This is a genomic window from Streptomyces sp. NBC_01260 (genome assembly GCF_036226405.1).
Lineage (GTDB): Bacteria > Actinomycetota > Actinomycetes > Streptomycetales > Streptomycetaceae > Streptomyces > Streptomyces laculatispora.
Genome location: NZ_CP108464.1, coordinates 58,890 through 76,201 on the forward strand (window position 1 = coordinate 58,890; position 17,312 = coordinate 76,201).

15 protein-coding genes and 4 pseudogenes are annotated in these 17,312 nt (G+C 67.6%); 10 read left to right on the forward strand and 9 right to left on the reverse strand.

The window, feature by feature from the left end; genetic code table 11:
• Positions 1–7: 7 nt before the first annotated feature.
• The 3 genes from OG322_RS00315 to OG322_RS00325 are packed head-to-tail and all read right to left on the reverse strand — an operon-like array spanning position 8 to position 2,573.
• Positions 8–2,047: a hypothetical protein gene (locus OG322_RS00315; RefSeq protein ID WP_123466070.1), complete on the reverse strand. Its 2,040-nt coding sequence runs from the start codon at positions 2,045–2,047 to the stop codon at positions 8–10.
• Positions 2,044–2,271 carry a hypothetical protein gene (locus tag OG322_RS00320; RefSeq protein WP_123466068.1) on the reverse strand — a complete coding sequence of 76 codons (228 nt, stop codon included), beginning with the start codon at positions 2,269–2,271 and terminating at the stop codon, positions 2,044–2,046. The genes OG322_RS00315 and OG322_RS00320 overlap by 4 nt, the downstream gene beginning before the upstream one ends.
• Entirely contained in the window at positions 2,268–2,573 is a 306-nt protein-coding gene (locus OG322_RS00325) for a hypothetical protein (RefSeq protein ID WP_266413011.1), read from the reverse strand. Before OG322_RS00325 ends, OG322_RS00320 begins: the two co-directional genes overlap by 4 nt.
• Here OG322_RS00325 and OG322_RS00330 point away from each other — a divergent pair.
• From OG322_RS00330 to OG322_RS00340, 3 genes and pseudogenes are all read left to right on the forward strand, one after another.
• Positions 2,524–2,744, forward strand: a pseudogene (locus OG322_RS00330) (IS1380 family transposase); the annotation flags it as partial. The gene OG322_RS00325 and the pseudogene OG322_RS00330 overlap by 50 nt on opposite strands.
• Before the next feature lie 206 nt (positions 2,745–2,950).
• On the forward strand, positions 2,951–4,663 hold the full coding sequence (locus tag OG322_RS00335; protein ID WP_123466066.1) for a sensor histidine kinase: 1,713 nt from the start codon (positions 2,951–2,953) through the stop codon (positions 4,661–4,663).
• 74 nt (positions 4,664–4,737) lie between these two features.
• Positions 4,738–5,391, forward strand: coding sequence for a response regulator transcription factor (locus OG322_RS00340; RefSeq protein WP_123466064.1), 654 nt, complete (start codon positions 4,738–4,740; stop codon positions 5,389–5,391).
• Positions 5,392–5,428: 37 nt separating this feature from the next.
• Here OG322_RS00340 and OG322_RS00345 read toward each other — a convergent pair.
• The 6 genes and pseudogenes from OG322_RS00345 to OG322_RS00370 all read right to left on the reverse strand — a co-directional run.
• Positions 5,429–5,656, reverse strand: a pseudogene (locus tag OG322_RS00345) (leucine zipper domain-containing protein); the annotation flags it as partial.
• Positions 5,653–6,858: an MFS transporter gene (locus OG322_RS00350; RefSeq protein WP_123466062.1), complete on the reverse strand. Its 1,206-nt coding sequence runs from the start codon at positions 6,856–6,858 to the stop codon at positions 5,653–5,655. The gene OG322_RS00350 and the pseudogene OG322_RS00345, both read right to left, overlap by 4 nt.
• 135 nt (positions 6,859–6,993) lie before the next feature.
• On the reverse strand, positions 6,994–7,563 hold the full coding sequence (locus tag OG322_RS00355; protein WP_260147227.1) for a TetR/AcrR family transcriptional regulator: 570 nt from the start codon (positions 7,561–7,563) through the stop codon (positions 6,994–6,996).
• 164 nt (positions 7,564–7,727) lie between these two features.
• A protein-coding gene (locus OG322_RS00360) for an IS5 family transposase (protein WP_266411293.1) occupies positions 7,728–8,659 on the reverse strand; the annotation gives its coding sequence in 2 pieces (ribosomal slippage) (positions 7,728–8,309 and positions 8,312–8,659; 930 coding nt in all).
• A gap of 32 nt (positions 8,660–8,691) precedes the next feature.
• The gene (locus tag OG322_RS00365; RefSeq protein ID WP_329305861.1) at positions 8,692–10,158 is read right to left on the reverse strand and encodes an IS701 family transposase; all 1,467 of its coding nucleotides are present in this window, start codon (positions 10,156–10,158) and stop codon (positions 8,692–8,694) included.
• Between the two features lie 1,564 nt (positions 10,159–11,722).
• Positions 11,723–11,839: pseudogene (locus OG322_RS00370) on the reverse strand (GNAT family N-acetyltransferase); the annotation flags it as partial.
• 266 nt (positions 11,840–12,105) lie between these two features.
• Between OG322_RS00370 and OG322_RS00375 the strand changes: the two are divergent.
• From OG322_RS00375 to OG322_RS00405, 7 genes and pseudogenes are all read left to right on the forward strand, one after another.
• Positions 12,106–12,729, forward strand: a complete 624-nt coding sequence (locus tag OG322_RS00375) for a hypothetical protein (protein ID WP_260147226.1) — start codon at positions 12,106–12,108, stop codon at positions 12,727–12,729.
• Positions 12,730–12,939: 210 nt separating this feature from the next.
• The gene (locus tag OG322_RS00380) at positions 12,940–13,239 is read left to right on the forward strand and encodes a hypothetical protein (protein WP_123466051.1); all 300 of its coding nucleotides are present in this window, start codon (positions 12,940–12,942) and stop codon (positions 13,237–13,239) included.
• A gap of 557 nt (positions 13,240–13,796) precedes the next feature.
• Complete coding sequence (locus OG322_RS00385) at positions 13,797–14,453, forward strand: RNA polymerase sigma factor (protein WP_123466049.1); 657 nt, start codon at positions 13,797–13,799, stop codon at positions 14,451–14,453.
• A gap of 131 nt (positions 14,454–14,584) precedes the next feature.
• The gene (locus OG322_RS00390) at positions 14,585–14,968 is read left to right on the forward strand and encodes a WhiB family transcriptional regulator (protein WP_123466571.1); all 384 of its coding nucleotides are present in this window, start codon (positions 14,585–14,587) and stop codon (positions 14,966–14,968) included.
• 165 nt (positions 14,969–15,133) lie between these two features.
• Complete coding sequence (locus tag OG322_RS00395) at positions 15,134–15,340, forward strand: hypothetical protein (RefSeq protein WP_123466047.1); 207 nt, start codon at positions 15,134–15,136, stop codon at positions 15,338–15,340.
• Positions 15,341–15,567: 227 nt separating this feature from the next.
• Positions 15,568–15,807, forward strand: a pseudogene (locus OG322_RS00400) (TnsA-like heteromeric transposase endonuclease subunit); the annotation flags it as partial.
• 60 nt (positions 15,808–15,867) lie between these two features.
• Positions 15,868–16,992 (forward strand): NAD(P)/FAD-dependent oxidoreductase, encoded by a 1,125-nt coding sequence (locus OG322_RS00405; RefSeq protein WP_329305862.1) that lies wholly within the window; start codon positions 15,868–15,870, stop codon positions 16,990–16,992.
• The last annotated feature ends 320 nt before the right edge of the window (positions 16,993–17,312 follow it).

Here is a 17,312-nt window from a genome sequence, read left to right on the forward strand (position 1 = left end):
CGGCGGCCTACTGCAGTTCGGTGTCGAACTCCTTGGCCCAGCTCGCGTCCATCTGTGCGTACGCCTGGGTGGTGCGGTTGGCGAACGCCCGGCGCGCGGCGTGCTTGAGCTGGAGGCCGAGCGCGATCTCCGAGTCGGGTTCACGTCCGGCGAGCTGCGACATGGTCTTGCGGAACATGTGCGAGCGGACGTGCGCGGGCGGGATTTTGGCCAGGCCGGGCTGGTGAGCAGTGGTGTTGACGGCGTTGATGAAGAAGTCGATCTCGGCCTCGGATTGGATTCCGGGCTCGGTGTGGGTCTGTTTTCCGGTGGGCGGGGCCAGCGCCACGAACAGGTGCGTGGAGTGCCAGGACAGCTCCTCGATGACCGCGAGAGCCTCAGCGACCGGCTCGATGATCCACCAGTGCAGTTCCGGGCGCGCCGGGTCCATCTTGGTCTTGCGGGAGACGATGGCTGGGGAGCCGAAGTAGGTACGTACGGCGTCGCGCTGAATCTCCTGGACCTCCGAGTCGCGCATCAGGCTCAGCGCCGCGACGAACACGTACACCGCTGCTCTGAGCATGTGCAGTTCGAAGGTGAGCTCTATGGCACTGATCTGTGCTCGCCACGGCGCCGATGTGCCGTCCTCACGGTGGATGTGGGCGGCGTCCGGGCACTGCAGGGGGTAGGCGCGCCAGCCCACTCCGACGCCAAGATCGACGGGCAGGCCGCGGCCGGCGGCCACGGCCTGCCTCAGCAGTCGCATGCGTGCCGCTCCTGTCCGGTGGCGCGGGTCGAATCTCTTGGCGTACCGCTTCCGGTGGGCCCCTGGGGGAGGGGGACCCCAGATCATGCGGGCGGCCATCGCCCAGATCGGTTCTCCCGTCTTCCCGTGGTCGTCGGTGGCGTGCACGGGCACCAGCGTGGAGGGATCGGCCAGCCAGCGTCGTACGTCGTCGTCCAGTTGTTCCTGGGTGACGCCCGGACCGGTGCCCGGCGCGATGTAGCTCGGCGCGGCGGAGCCTTTGCCACGGCCCACGCCCGCCGTTGCGGTCGCCACGCGGCCTTCACCGATCGCGGCGAGGACGATGGCTCGTCGCTTCTCTGGCCTGCTGCTCGTGTTGTTCGCCCCGAAGATGTTCATCGTTCTGCCGTTGGTGACCATCTTGCTGAGGGCAGTCCACATAGGCGTCCCCGCCTTGGTGTTCTGGTAGTCGACCTCGTGGACCGGCACCGCGTTGCCCGGCGCACTGAGCCACTCCTCCAAGAGGGTGTCGGTGTCTTCGGCAGGGGTCGGTCGTGCGCTGGTGGAAAGCGGTGTATCGGGCCGTGGTTGCCTCTGCTGGGCGAAGTGGTCGCGCCAGCGGAAGATGTCGGGGGCGAAGGTGTGGATGTAGGTCCAGGCTCCGCGCAGGAGCGGCCACCAGGTCTCGGGCGGGATGGACGGGGTGGCGAGCGTGTCTTTGCTGGGGATGTCCTCGTCGTACGCTTTGGCTCCGATGGCCTCGGCTGTCTCGTCGCCCCACGGGTCGTCGAAGGGGCTGATGCCGGTGATGACCTCGGCGAGCTGGCGCAGGCGGCGGATAGCCGTCACGTGGAAGGCGACGGTCTTCGCGCCTTCGACCTGGGACGCCTTGTGAACGATCGCCTCGTGCCAGTCTTCCTGGTCCCACAGGCCAAGGTCTGCCGGCAGTCCCTGTTCGCGGCCCCAGCGCATGACCTTCCTGATCTCCAGCATCGACGCATTGATGGTGGCGACGGCAAGCGGCACGGCGGGCAGGAAGATCAGCGACTTACGCAAGACCGGGTGGGAGGGGTTGAGCAGGGCAAAGCAGTACTCCCGCAGCTGCAGATTGATCAGCGGGTCATCCTGGGAGAAGGCGAACCGCCACTCCGACGGCTTCCGATTGGCCGGGCGGCCGAGGCAGTCGGCCGGCCAGCACCGGGTGTCGCCGAACTGCGGCACCGCAATGTCGTCGAGGAGTTGGTAGCCGCCGTGGCTGAAGACCTTCTCGTCGTCCCGGAAGGTGAGCGACGACAGGGGCGCGGGAGCAGGGCGGGCCGTCATCGGTCGAACTCCGTCCTCATGCCCAGGGGGAGATCGAGGCGCAGGCCGCGTTCGGCGATCTCGCGGCGCGCGGCCGGCACGAGGTCGGCGCACTCCTCGAAGACCTCCGCCAGAGCGGCCGCCTGCCGACCCCACAGAGCTTGCCAGTGCGGCGGGGCGAGGGTGGTCCGCATCCGTTCGATGTGATCGGACAGGAGCAGAAGGCGCGGGATCGGCGCTGTCACGGGTGAAGGGCGCGGGCCGCCCAGTTCAGGCGTGGCCCGGCGTTGTCGGTGAACAGGGCGGCGGCCTCGTGCAGCGGGCAAGAGGCGTCGCCGTCGCGGTCGGTCTGCTCCGCCCGCCGTGCGGCGGCCGAGACGAGCTGCGCAAGCGCGGGAAAGAGGCCGCCGGGGACGTCGATGTCCTCCTGGACCTCGCGCAGGATCGCGGCGGGGCGGGGTGTCACCGCAGCAGGCTGGGTTGCCGACGCTGGGTGCTTGGCGGGCCAGGCGGCCCCGAACGCGGGCGGCGAGGTGAACGTGGACATCGACGGGGTGCTGGTCTCGCGCACTCGCAGAAGGAACACGCGGCCGCGACCTGGCGGAAGGCCTTCGGTCATCACTCGCTGTTCGCGTTCGTCGACCCCGGCCGGGCAGGGTCCGGCGAGCCCGTCGGCGCTCTGCTGCGGCCGGGGTCTTGTGGGTGGCCGACGGATGCCGGGCCGCCACGCCAGGTTGGACTTTCGTCGTTGGCCGTCGCGACCAATGGCCGGTGCGGAGCGGGTTGAGAGGGGCTTAACGTGACCGGGTGACTCGTGTGGAATCTACGGCCCTTAAAGCATCGGCTCGCCAGGCACTGGCAGCGAGGCTGCGTTCGGCTACCCTGCGGCTGGCTGCCCCGGGCAGGGCTCTCTTGGTTCCCGGAATGTGGTCTCCCTGGCGCATCGTGGGCGAATCGCTGCTGAGCGTAGCGTTTGGGCTGCTGGGAGCAGGTCTCGCGGCCCTGGACCACGGCGGCACCGTACGGATCGCTGCCGCCGGGCTGGCGATCGCAGCGCTGTCACTTCTGCGCCGGACGTTGCCCGCGTCCGTGCTGCTGGTGACGGCCGTCGGCTCTGTCCTGTTCGGCGGTCTCGCTCCGTTGGTCCTTGTCGCCGCGTGGTCGGCGGGGCGGCGGATCGACGGGGTCGGCAGGGCCGTCGGCACCTTCGCCCTCGCATACGTCCTCAACCTCGGCCTGGCAGTCGTGCAGGCGCTGCCTCACCTCTCACTGCCCCGCTTGGTCTTCGGCGTCCTGTGGCCGCTGGTCGCGATCATCGTTCCCGGCCTGGCCGGCCGCTACCGGTCGCAGCACCATACGCTGACCGACACGCTTCGGGAGTACGAGGCCCAGCAGCAACGCGAGCGCGCGATGATCGCCGGACAGGCCCGGGCGCGGGAGCGTCAGCGCATTGCGCAGGACATGCACGACAGCCTCGGCCATCAGCTGGTGCTCATCTCGGTGCACGCGGGCGCGCTGGAGGTGGACCGCGAGCTGACCGGACGGCAGCGGGAGGCAGTGGGGGTGCTGCGCGAGGCGTCGGTGGCCGCGATGCATGAGCTGCGCGAGGTGGTACAGGTGATGCGGGACAGCACGGAGGCTCCACACGAGGACCGCACCACCCCAGGCGTCGCGGCTGCTGCGGCGGAGGCGGAGGACACCACGGCGCTGTCGCGCGGGGTGGCGGGCATCGAGGGCCTGGTAGGAACGTCCCGGAGCGTGGGCGCGGCCGTGAAGCTGCGGCACTCCGGCGAGCCGTGCCCGCTCCCCCCGACCGCCGATCACGCGGCGTACCGCATCGTCCAAGAGGGCTTGACCAACGCCCACAAGCACGCCCCGGGCGCCCCGATCACCGTCGAGCTGCGGTATGAGCCGGACTCGCTGGTCGTGGAGGTCGCCAACGGTCCCGCAACCAGGACGACGGACAACGGCCGGGGCGTGGTGAGCGGCGGCCAGGGGCTGACCGGGCTCGGTGAGCGGACCCGGCTCATCGGGGGCCTGGCGCACGCGGGCCCGACGGCGGACGGCGGCTTCCGGCTGGCGGGCGTGCTGCCGTACACATCGCCGGAAGGCGGGATCCCGAGCCCCGAGCCCGGCAACGTGACGACGACGTTCGTTGATCCAACGAACACCTTTTGGCAGCAGACCCCGGGGGACTCCTTGGACGAGGGTGGTCCCGTCATGAATGGGAACGGTCTGAAGGAGCTGGCCAAGGCAATGAGCAGGAAGAACGGAAGCGGCATAGCCATCGGCTGCGGGATGGCGGTACTGATTTCTCTGCTGCTGGTGATCGCCGCCCTCGGCGTCGGGGGATACTTCCTCCTGAACAAGGCGGAAGAGGCCAGGATCGAGCCGAAGCAGTACGACGCGGTGAAGGTGGGCCAGTCCGAGGCAGAGATCCGCAAGCAGTTGCCCAAGGAGAACTCCTTCGTGACCGACGGCCTGGAAACGGATGCGCCGCCCGTGCCCAAGGGCGCGAAGTGCCTCAGCCTGACTTCCACGGAGTCCAGCAACAATCCGGACAAGGAGCCGGTCTTCCGGTTCTGCTTCAAGGACGGCAAGTTGACCGAGAAGAAGTCTTTCGAGGTGAGGAACTGAGGAGTAGCGGGCGCTCGATCAGGGATGATGGCGAGTGACCGCAGGTAGACACTCAAGGACCGCGCAGGGGAGTCATGATCAAGGTTCTCGTCACGGATGACGAGCCGCTCATCCGGGCAGGCGTCAGGATGATCCTCTCCTCCGCCGACGACATCGAAGTCGTCGCCGAGGCGGTGAACGGCCGTGAGGCTGTCGAACTGGCCCAGACCCGCCGCGTGGACGTCGTGCTGCTCGATATCCAGATGCCGGTCATGGACGGACTGACGGCCCTGGCCGAGCTGCACCGGACCGTGCCTGACACGCGGGTGCTGATCCTGACAACCTTCGGGGAACAGCGAAACGTACTGCGCGCACTGACTGGGGGCAGCGTGGGCTTTCTGCTCAAGGACTCGGCGCCCGCGGAACTCATGCGCGCGGTCCGGGCTGCCGCGGCCGGAGACGCGTACCTGTCGCCGGGTGCCACCCGCCGTGTCGTGGACTCGTTGGCGTCCAGCCAGAGCGCCCACCGTGCTGAGCAGGCCCGCTGCCGGCTGGACGCGCTGACCAACCGCGAGCTGGAGGTCCTGGCACTGCTGGGTGAGGGCCTGTCCAACGCGGACGCTGGTCAGCGGATCCATATGAGCGAGGCCACGGTCAAATCGTACGTGAGCCGGATCCTGACCAAGCTGGACTGCGAGAACCGAGTGCAGGCCGCACTGCTGGCACGAGACGCCGACCTGGGAACCTGACCACACCACTCCGTCACTGTCGAACCGGGCTGCAAGATCGTTCGATGACCTCCGCTGACGTGGCGCTCGGGCTGACATGGGGTGTCGAAGAGCGATCTTGCAGGCCGAGGTCGCCATGCTGGCGCCAGCGGTTGACCCACTTGGATGTGCAGGCTCGTGAGATTCCCATCTCAGCCGCGACGTGGGCGATGGGGCGGCTCTTGCAACGTTCGATCAGTCGTCGTCGTCCTTCAACAGACAAAGAAGCGTTGGCGTGCGTCGTCATGACTTCACCTCTGCGCTCTGCTCGCCTCCGGCCGGAAGGGACGCCATGATCGGGCTTGTGCTCGCCGTCCGCCTGGTCTGGGTCGCGAGCACCAGGGCGGCCAGGACGGCAAAGGCCGCGCCGGTCCACATCGCTACGGCGGGGTCGTCTCCGAACAGGCTGATGGTGATGGCGCTGATAGCGGTCCCCAGGGTGACGCCCATAGTGATGACCGCGGTGTGCACGGTGCTGACCAGGTTGCCGACACCACCGATCTCGGCCACCCGGGTGACCAGTGCCGGGTTCATCGTCACCCCGGAGAGGCCGACGACGAGCACCATCCCGAGTGCCACGGCCGGCACATGGCCGCGCAGCGCCAGCAGTCCCAGTGAGACGAACAGCAGCGTGTGCCCGAACCGCAGCACCTTCACTGCGTGCTGGTCGGCGAACTTGCCGACGATCAGATTGCCGACGTAGGAGCAGAGGCCGTAGCCCAGCAGGATCAGGGTCGTGGTGTCGGTGGCGAAGTCGGCGCTCTGTTCAAGGAGCGGGGTGAAGTAGGAGAAGGAAGCGTAGGCGGCCCCGACCGTGAGCAGGCTGACCAGGTACCGCGACCACAACCGGGGTGAGCGCAGGTTGCGTATGTCCTGGGCGGCATCATCCTGAGAGGCAGCTGCCAGAGGCGGAAGTGCGACCGCACTGATCACGAACAGCAGGAACGCGGCGGCCCCGAGTACGTAAAAGCTGGACTGCCATCCCCACCGGCCAGCGATGAAGTGGGACAAGGGCAGGCCGATCACGGTCCCGACCATGATTCCGCCGAGCACGACCGAGATTGCTTCACCGATCTTCTCCGGACGCGGCGCCAGGCGTGCCCCGAAGGTGACCGACAGTCCGAACCCGGCACCGGCCAGGCATCCAGTCAGGATGCGGACCAGTGCCACCCACCAGTACGCGTGCACGAGCGGAACCATCACCTCTATTACGGCGTAGGCCACGACCACGGTCAGCAGAGCTCGCTTGGGTGGGCTGTGCCGGAAGACGAAGGCGAGCAGCGGGCCTCCGATCGCCATGCCCAAGGCGTACAAGGAGACCAACAGGCCTACTTGGCTGGTGCTCACACCGAAATCGTCGGCGATCGCCGGCATCATTCCGGCGATCTGGAGCTCGCTCATCACCACGACGAGGATCGTCAGCATGAGCACATAGAGCTGTCGTTTCACTTCAGGACCTTCCTCCGCCGATCGACGAGTCCGTGTGTCGACCGGCGAATCCATTCTTTTGTATTTGAGAATTCAAAATCAGGGCATACGGAAGTGACGCCCACAAGGACGCTAATGCTTGACCGTTTGTGACGCTCAGGCCACGAGCGCCCCAAGCGCCAGTCGTGCGATCCGGTCGAGCTCTTCAGGTCGAGTACCGGCCTGGGCCATGACCCGCAACCCAGAGATGAGGGCGACGACGGACAGCGCAGCCTCCCGCACCGGCAAGTCCGACCTCAAGGTGCCATCGAGCCGTCCCGCACGGAGGGCCTGACTGAGCAGCGCGATCTGCTGCTGCAGAGCCCCGTCGAGAATCCGCTCGACGCGAGCGTCTCGCACTCCCAGATCCGGATTCATGCGTGTGGCCACCGCCATGCATCCAGCGGCGTGCCCTCGGACAGCCGCCTCGCGCTCCTCGCCGATCACGAGACCGAGCAGGCCGGCCAAGCGCGCCGCGCCGCTGAGCTTCTCATCGGTCAGGATCGACTCATGCCTGCCGCCAGTGACGTTCACATAGCGCTCCAGCGCCCTTACGAACAGTTCCTCTTTAGAGGTAAAGGCGTTGTAGAGGCTGCTACGCCGCACGCCCGCCGCTTCACAGAGCTTCTCGGTCGACGTGTCGGCGAAGCCGTGCACGCGGAACTCGCCCGCCGCCGCGTCGAGCACGTCGGACTCTCTGAATGACCGTGGCCTACCCATGCCGCTCACCGTAACGCTTTATAGATTCTGAAGTCCAGAATCTATCGGCTCGCCGCACGCCGGCAAGCGAGCGCCATCAACGTCATGCCCCGCAACAACTAGCGGTGGTTTGTTAGGTCCTGTTTCTCGGATCATGTACGGAGCCAGATCATGAGTGCTGCGAGTGTGACGGTGCCGAGGTAGATGTAGGCGCGTTTCTCGTAGCGGGTCGCGACGGCGCGGAAGCCTTTGAGGCGGTTGATGGTGCGTTCGACGGTGTTGCGCTTCTTGTAGAGCTCGCTGTCGAAACCGGTAGGCCGACCGCCGCGTGAACCTCGGTTCTTGCGGTGTCTCTGCTGGTCGAGACGTTCGGGGATGGTGTGCCGGATTCCGCGTCGTCGCAGGTAGCGGCGGTTCTTCCGGGACGTGTAGGCCTTGTCCGCCAAGACATGGTCGGGCCGGGTGCGTGGCCGGCCGACTCCGGCTCGCGGCACCAGAACCTGTTCCAGCACCCGCTCGAGCTGGGGTCCGTCTCCGTAGTGTCCGGGTGTCAGGACGAAGGCGAGGGGCCGGCATCGTCCCTCGGCAACGAGGTGGATCTTGGTGGTGAATCCTCCGCGGGAACGTCCCAGACATTCGCCGACCTGACCACCTCCTCCAGGCGGATGGTCAGTCTCCGCAGTACCGGATCGACCTGGTTCGTCCCCCACTTGGCCCCCCTTTGAGGGACGGCGGCCGGGGGCGCTTTCCTCGCACCGGCGGCGTGCTGGTGGGCTCGCACGGCTGTCGAGTCCACCGACACGTCCCAGTCGATGCCGCCCTCGGCGTCCTCGGCTACCTGGATGCGAGACAGCAGCATCTGCCAGGTTCCATCGGCTGACCAGCGACGATGTCGTTTATAGACCGTCTCCCATGGCCCGAATCGCTCCGGCAGATCCCGCCACTGCACGCCGGTCCGCACCCGGTAGAGAACCCCGTTGATCACCCGGCGGTGATCGCTCCACCGACCTCCACGCGTACCACCAGGAGGTAGGAACGACTCCAGCCGATCCCACTCCGCATTCGTCAGATCCCCACGGCCCATGAACCCAGCCTGGCCCCAACACCCCTCGCAGGTCAGGAGATCCGAGAAACAGGACCTAGACCGGGGAGTAGAGATCGAGTGGGTGGCCTGCGCCGACGGCGTTGATCAGGGCTTGAAGTTCGGGTGGCGGGGGTGCGTTGCTCCAGGCTCGCCAGCAGCGTTGGAGGGTGGTCCAGGGGTCGAGCCAGGCCCGGACGGCGCGGATTGCCTGCGGCCAGCTGGCCGGTTGGGGCTGGTGGGTTCTGCTTGGGCCCCCTCTCAGCCGGCCCCACCGCTGTGACAGTCGGCGGGGCCGTGGGGACGACGGCGGGCTCCCGGTCCGGAGGTTGAGCGAACCAGGTGTCCCAGCAGAACGAGAACGCGCAGGTGACCAGGGTCTGGTGGCGGCGGATGGCGGTATCGGAGCGGACCTGGAAGTCGGCCCAGCCCAGTTCGTCCTTGATCTGCTTGTAGCTCTGCTCGATCCAGTGCCTGATGCCGTAGATCCGGACGACTTCATGCAGGTCGGCGGCCGGTTCAGGGTTGTCGGCCTCGCGGGGTCCGCCGGGGCGGGGCAGGTCGGTGGCCAGATACCAGGTGGCTTGCGGGGGAAGGGTGGCCGGGTCGGTGGTGGCCACGACGAGACGGACGTTCCCGTCGGGTCCCCACCAGCCAAGGGTCGCGTCGGCGGCCCACCAGGTCTCGGTGTGTCCGTCGCGGAAGGTGCGCTCGACGGAGGTCCAGCCACCCGGGTGCTCGGGGTCCGTCCAGGTCAAGGCGTGGGCGGCATGGACGGGGGTGTAGGCATCCTTGCCGTGGGCCCAGGTGCCGTGGCTCGGTTTGAGAGCCATGACGAACGGCAGTCCTGCCGAGGCGAGTTGTCTGCGGAAGCCGTCCTGGTCGCCGTAGGCGCAGTCGGCGGCCACGGCGCGGAAGGCCACCCCGGCAGCCTTCGCGGTGTGGGCCAGTTCTGCGGCGATCTGCAGCTTCGTGCGGAAGCCGGTGTCGCTCTTGCCCTTGGGGAAGTGATGGGCGGGGCTGTAGGGCACGGCGTGCAGCGGGTAGTAGAGGTTCTCGTCGGCCCAGCAGGTGGTCACGGTGACGATGCCGTTGTCGGTCTTGCCCAGCCGGCCCAGCCACTGGCGGCCGATGTGCGCGGTCGCCTTGCCGTCCTTGCGGTCGCCCGAGTCGTCGATCACCAGCACCCCGCCTGGGTGCGGGGCGGTCGCGGGATCGGTCAGCAGCAGTTCCAGTCGGCGGGCGTTGACCTGCTCGTGGTCCCAGGACGACTCGGACAGGAAGAACTGCAGCCGCTGTACCGAGGCGCGCTGGGCCCCGACGACGGGTTCGGCGCCGGCCAGGCAGCTCAGTGTCTTGTTCCGGTCCCGCGGCAGCAGCAGTCCCGCGAGGTACTCGCGGAACCCGCGGCGCTGTGCCAACGTCGAGAGCAGGTCATCGAAGCGCGCGGCGTAGGCTTCCAGCGGGCCCGGAGCGGGCGGACACGGCAGACGGCGAGTCATCACAAGCCCCCAGGCGGCGAGGCGACGTTCCTCTGCTACCGGCCTACTACGGCCCTGACCCGCCGTCAACAAACCACCGCTAGCTGATGCGCGGCCAGGCACAGTGCCGGCCTGTGCGGAAAACCTGGGCGCCCGGGGCGACCGGTCGCGTCTAATGGCGCCCATGACCCCATCACCTTCTGCCTTGTGGCGCTTCGTCGACGAGGACGATGCCACCGCGCTGACGCTCGTCGTCGACCCTCCGGCCGGGGTCTACACCCGCCGTGTCCCGCCGGCGCTGCCTCTGGCCCCGGGCGTCGAGCACGGCCCTGCGGCGGAACAGGCGGCCCATCATGCCGCGGCGGCCTGGGGTCTGCCCGACTTCGTCTTCCGCCAGGCCGCCCACGCCCAGAAAGGATCAGGCCTCCGTGAACTCGGTGACCGCCTGCTGCTGGCCGGCCATCGAGGTGCGGTCGTGCAGGTCAAGGCCCGCACCATCGCGCCCAAGGACGACACCGCAGAAGCCGCCTGGATCAAGAAGGTGGCCACCAAGGCGATGAGCCAGGCGAAAGGGACCGTCCGGCAACTGCGGATGATGCCAGCCGACATGGTCAACGGCCGTGAGCGGATCCTGAACGTCGACGGCAACGCCTACGAGTGGATAGCCGTGTTCCTGCTCGACCACCCCGGTGTCCCCGCGGGCACGGTGGTCACCTGGCAGGAGATCGGCATGCCGGGGATCGCGCTGACCCGCCGCGACTGGGACTTCCTCTTCGACCAGTTGCGCTCCACCACTGCAGTGCTGGACTACCTCTTCCGCGCCGCGAAGGAGCCCTCTGTCCCACTCGGCGAGGAACCGGTGCGCTACTACGAGTTCGCCGCCGCGGACGCCGACGCCTCGCCGGCGCAGTTCGACACGGAGCTCGTGGGCCCCGGAGGCGTTGCCTACTCCACCCCGCTGCTGCCTCAGGCCCCGGCCGGGGACGACGGCACCCAGGCCCACCTCGTGATCCGCCTGCTGTTCGAGGACATAGCCCTCAGCCCCCTGAAGCCCCCGCTGACCGAAGCCAACCGTTTCGCTCTCCTGTACGACCTCGACCGGCTGCCCGTCGACGCCCGCACCGAATGGGGTCACCTGCTCGCCGACATGCTCCGCGACGTACCCGAGGTTCCCGAGGAACACTGCAAATGGCGTTTTCGGCGCATGCTCCACGAGGACGACACCCGCCAGCTCATCTTCGGAGCGGCCACCCTTCTCGACTCCCGCGTCAAAGCCGCTTTTCAGGCTTACGTGCTGCTGCGGCATCACGAGGTCACCACGCGTACCGGACTGGCTGAGCAGACCGCCACGCTCGGTGTCCTGCTCACCCCCCGCCGCGGCGGGAACTCACCGTGGGACACCACCAGCATCCGCGTCGAAGGCCACCTGGACCTCCCCGACGACGAACTTCAGCGCTACCGGCAGGCATGGAACCGCACCCCCGAAGACGGCACTCCCGGGCTGACCGGCTCACCGGCCCGCCGTACCGGTGAGCCCCGGACGCCACGCCGAAGGGGCCAGATGTGCCGGGAGCCGTGCTGCGCGTCAGGTGACGGTGGGGCTGCGGCGTTCCAGGAGGACGACGTCGCGCCAGTGGCGGCCGATGCGCTCACGATGGCCGATGACGCGGAACCCGGCGCGCTCGTGGAGGGTGAGGCTGGCGTCCTCGCCGTGCTCCTCCCGCCCGACCGGCCACCGTTCCCCGTCATCGACAGCGACACCCTGCATAGCCTTGACGCGCTCATCGGCCTCGACACGCTGCACAGCCGCCTCGGCCCACTCCTCGCCGCCCCAGCAGACCCCGACAACCCCCAGAACGAACACCCGGCACGCATCCTCCAAGCACTCCGGGAACACCGCGGCAACCCCCCAGTCAGCGGCTGACCACCCCCTGCCGCATCCCTCCGGACAAGACGGAGCAGCAAGCCGTGACAGACCAACCACTCGCCCTCGCGCCCGATCGATGGCAGCGCCTCGCCGCCGCCCACCAGGCCTACACCGAGACCGTCAGCCCTTACTACGACGAGACCCTGCAGGAAGTGACACGCCGTGCGTGCACCAGCGGAAGCATCGGCAAAGCCGACATCGGAGCACTGCTGATGTGGAAACGGCTCAGGGCCGATACGCCCTGGGCCTCTGAACTCATGGCGCTCGCGGACGCTGACGTACGCCGCGCAACCGCCGCGGCCGCGACCGCCGCCCGGGACACCTCTCTCAGCCGCAGCTCGGCAGCGCAAGCCGGCCGAGCAGCCCTGGCCTCACTACCCGGTTTCCGCACCGGTGACGCCCTCGCCTCCGCCGTCCTCACAGCAGCCGCACCGGACCGCATGGCCGTCTACGACCGCCGAGCCCACAACGGACTGCACACCCTCGGCATCAACCTCAGCCACGCACCCGGACGCTACAGCCGCTACATAGAAGCGATCGACCAGCTCCTGACCGCCGCTCCAGACCCCATCCGCAACTGGACCGCCCGCGACATCGACACCGCCCTGTACTGGATGACCACATACCAGCACTCAACGAATCTGATCAACACACCCGGAGCATGACCACACCTGACCAGCACCCGCTCCACCTGATGAAACAGCAGCTCAGCTCAGAGAACTGAAACCCGGTCCCCCATCACCAAGCGGTGAGAGCTCGACCCGGAACACTATCGCCACCCACACCAAACTGATCAGCCCAGGCCAGCCCACCACCCACTGATCAGAAAAACCGCCCCTGGACAGCGCTGTGCTGACCGCCGCCGGGATGCAGCTGTGACCTACGCCGTCAAGACCGTAGCCGCCGCCCTCACAGCTGGCTATCTACTCGGACGGCTGCGGCCTTGGCAGCGGCTGGGCGCCTGGGCAGCCGATCAGATCCGGTTCACCGGATCATGGGCCCGGGGCGGCAACGGCCGCCAGGCCGTCGTTGTCCTGGCGGCCACCGTGACAACGCCACGCACCAGCTGGCGCATCCTACGCACCCCGGCCACCGAGACGCGGGCACCAGCGCCCGTACGCGATCCGGAGTGGATCGCCCACCGCACCCAGGAAGACAGGGGAGGCACAGCGTAAGCCTCAGCAGGGCGGGCCGCGTGGTCTTGTCGACGACTGCTGCTGTTACGGCTGCGTACCGAAACCCCTGGCCTCACCCGCAGATCCGTGACGGTGGCATCCTCGGCGTACCGGGATGGGCGACGCGTGCGGGGAGTTGCGGACGTTGCGGGTTGGCGTGTGGGGGCGGGGCCGGTGGCGGTACATGCTTGGCCGACTGCTGTAGAGACCACGGTGGCGGGCGGGATCACGTCGGCATTCGCACGGGTCAGGCTGGAGGCGACGGTCCGCTCCCGACACTTCCGGGCGGCCTGTGTCCCGGCTCCGCCACGACCCGTTCAGCCGACCGCGCCGCCTGCCCCACACGGTGACAAGCAGCAGCCGCGCGGATACAACGCCTGCGAAGGCCCGTTGCAGAGCGCATGCAGAAGACGGCGAAAAAAGCTCGCCGGACCGCTGGACGCTTTGCGGCGTGCCGACGGCATCCCTTGTACAGGGCAGTGCGCTGTCGAAGATCTCGGGAGGGGCCGGATGCGCAACCAACGGGCAGGGGCGGATAGCGGGAGGTGGAGCACAGGATGACGATCACCTCCGAGCCTGTCTGCTCCCAACCGGTCTGCCGTCGCACGGAACCCGAGCCCGACTGCCGCACCTGTCCCTGGGCGCTTTCGGCGAAACCTGCGGTAGACACCGGCGTCGGTCAGGGGATCCTTCCGCACGAGCTGGCGGACTTCCACGACGTTCACCGCGTGGTGTTCCTGAAGTACGCGCGCAGTCGCGGTATCACCCGTGACGAGGCCGAAGACGTGGTCAGCCAGACATTCCTGCACCTGTATCGGGCCGGGCAGTCGTTCCTGTCGGCGGACAACCGACCGGCATTCGGCTTCAAGGTCCTGCGAAACGTGCTGGCGGACCACTTCCGGGCAACAGACCGCAGGCCCAGGGCCTTGCCGCTGACGACCATGAACGAACGGCCGGCTACGGACGGGGGCATCAGCGAACTGATCTGCCGCCTCGACGTGGAGAAGGCGCTGGAACTGCTGCCACTACAGCAGGCCGACTGCCTCCGCCTCCACCTCTTCCTCGATCTGTCGCCCACACAGATCGGCTTCTACCTGGACATCACGCGTTCAACGGTGTCCTCGCATCTCTCCGCCGGACGACAGCGGCTGGCGGAACACCTGGAGAACTACCGCCCGTCCTGGTTCGGCCGCGGAAAGGAGCAGCACGCATGAACATCGACGAGCTGGCACAGGCAGCCCGTGCCGCCCTGGACGAGGAGTACGCCGACTATGACCCGGCCATCGGCCACAGTCGGCTGGAGGACGACGCCATCGGCCAAGCACTCACCACCGACGCCGTCGGCATCACCCAGACCTCGGCCGATACCGCGACCTCGCCCAGGCACTCCTCCGACTGGGTCACCGACTGGATCAGCCAGGCAGCGTGCCGCACCACCGGTCCGGATGATTTGTTCGTCCTGGGCGCCGCACAGAACAGGGCGAAGGCCGTATGCACGGGATGCCCCGTGCGGACCGAATGCCTGGGGGACGCCCTGGACAACCGGATCGAGTTCGGCGTCTGGGGAGGCATGACCGAGCGCGAGCGCCGGGCCCTGCTGCGCCGTCGCCCCACAGTGACCTCCTGGCGCCTGCTGCTGGAGACCGCGCGTCGGGAGTACGAGCGCAGTGCGGGGATCCTGCCGCTTGAGGACGAAGACCTCACCATCATCTTGGAGCAGGTCATGTAGAGAGCGGGCGCGGCGCGTACCGCGCGCGCAACCACCGCCACAAGCACGGCGTTCAAAGGCGGCCGGGCTACTCCGTGATGCCGCCATACACCCCAACCAATGCAGAAACCGTCAGGCGAGACCCGACACACACTCCACCCGCCACCGACCCGTGAGGAACGACCGATGGCCTCTACCAATCCCCCCGAGCCCGACGCGAACAGGCCACTGCTCAACCAGCGATCCGCCATGATCTTCCTGCTGGCCACACTCGTCGGCCTTGGTGCCGGCCTGCTGACCTTCCTCGCCGCGAACCCCTGGCCAGTGGCAGTCACGGCTGGCGCGGCAGCAACCGCCGCCGGAGTCCTGTTCTTCGATCGGATTATCGAATAGACCCACACCATCCAGCCGGGATGTCAGCGGACGCCGCCAAGTTCGATGCCGGGGCCCTCTCAGGCGCCTTCCGAAGTGGTGAACATCTGCTGTCGGGTTCTCGGGTTCTGGCACACATTCCGTTTGACCGCTGTCATCCAATCGAGGCATTTGACAGCGAACCCAGCCGTTTCGGCTTCTATGACAGCGAACCTAGTCGTGCGGGGTGAGCGCGCTGGGGGTGTTGTATGGCTGTACCGGCTGGGACGGACGAGGCCGTGCCGTACGTCGAGGTGTCGTGCGTGGATGCCGCAGGCAGGCGTCGGCGGCGTCCCCTGCTGGACTGTGCGACGGTCAGGTTCGAGGACGTGGTTCCGGTACGGCCGTTTCGGTGGGCAAGAGGTTCGCGCCATTTCCCGGGCTGGTACTGGTCGGCGACGACCGGGCAGCACGTCGGCTTCGAGTCGTGGCTGGAGCGGGACCGCTCCACATGCCTGCATGCTGAAAACGGGAGTCGAGTTCGCCGGTGATCCGAGAAGGAGACGCTTGTGAGGATCGGGTCCGCGAAGCGGCCGGAATGTGTAGCTGTCATCGGAGTGGGCACCCTCGGAGCCAGCGTGGGCTGGAACCTGTCCCGGCACGGTGCCAAGGTGGTCTTCATCGACGCAGGCCAACCGGGCGAAGGCGTCACCAACTGGTCTTTCTCTTGGGTCAACGCCAGCAACAAGACCGCGCGCAAGTCCTACTTCGACCTGAACGTCGCGGGCATGGCAGCGCATCATGAACTTGCCAGGACCATCGGGCCAGACTCCTGGTGGTATCCCACTGGCCACCTGCGCTGGGCAGACAATCCCGCAGCCCAGGCGAAGCTCCTGAAAACAGCCGAACTGCTGGCTAGCTGGGACTACCAAGTCGAGGTACGCACGGGGGCCGAGGTGCGCCGCCGCCTCGAACCTGCTCTCACCATGCCCGGCGAGGTTCCAGTCGTGTTCTACCCCGACGAAGCCTGGGTGCACGGACGTCATCTCGTCGGCCGCCTGGTCAGCCAGGCCGTAGCATCCGGCGCCGAACGCCGCTCCGGCACCGCGGTCTGTGACATCAGTATCGGTGCTGACGGGAGCATCCGGACAGTTGCCCTATCCGATGGGACCAATCTCGACGTCAACATCGTCGTGAACGCAGCGGGCCCCGGCGCCTCCCACGTCGCCGGACTCATCGCACGGCACCTGCCGATGCGCCGGGAACCCGGCGTCGTCACTCGGATCGGCTGTGCTCAGGTCCCGGTTCACCGGGCCATGCACGCGCCTCACATCGAGATCCGTCCTGACGGAGACTCTTCGGTGGTCCTCCACAGCCGCGAGATCGACGCACTCATCGACACAGGCGAAGACCCAGCGGAACTCGCAGGGCTGCTCCACGAATCGGCGCGGCACGTCGTTCCCGAGCTCGGCAGCTCACAAATCGCTCAGACGCGGGTAGCCAACCGACCCATCCCAGCCGACGGATTCCCTTCGGTGGGAGCGGTACCGTCCGTGCCGGGCTACTACGAGGCCGTTTCCCACAGCGGCATCACGCTCGGGCCGGTAATCGGCCGGCTGCTTGCTTCGGAGATCCTGAGCGGGAAGAGAGACGAGATGCTCGCGGACTTCCGCCCGGAGCGGTTCTCCCCGTGACAGCCCGGGCAAGTGCCACCAGCACCGCGACCAGGCGGGGGCGTCTCCGTGCGTCTGAAACAGGCCCGTAAAGCCGCGCTACTGCGGCACAGAGGCCGGAAGGGAGGACGGTCCGCCACCTCTGCCACTCCACCTCGCGCATGAGTTACCCGCGTCTCAGTGAGCACCACGCCAAGAGACGTGTCGCAACCGGCACCAGCCACAGAATATGTCAGTAGGAACATGACCGTCGTGTCAGCGAGGTTCCGGACATCACCCCGAACAGCGTCAGCACGAGCAGACTCATTGACATCCAACCTAGCCTCGGGCTTTCGCGAGTG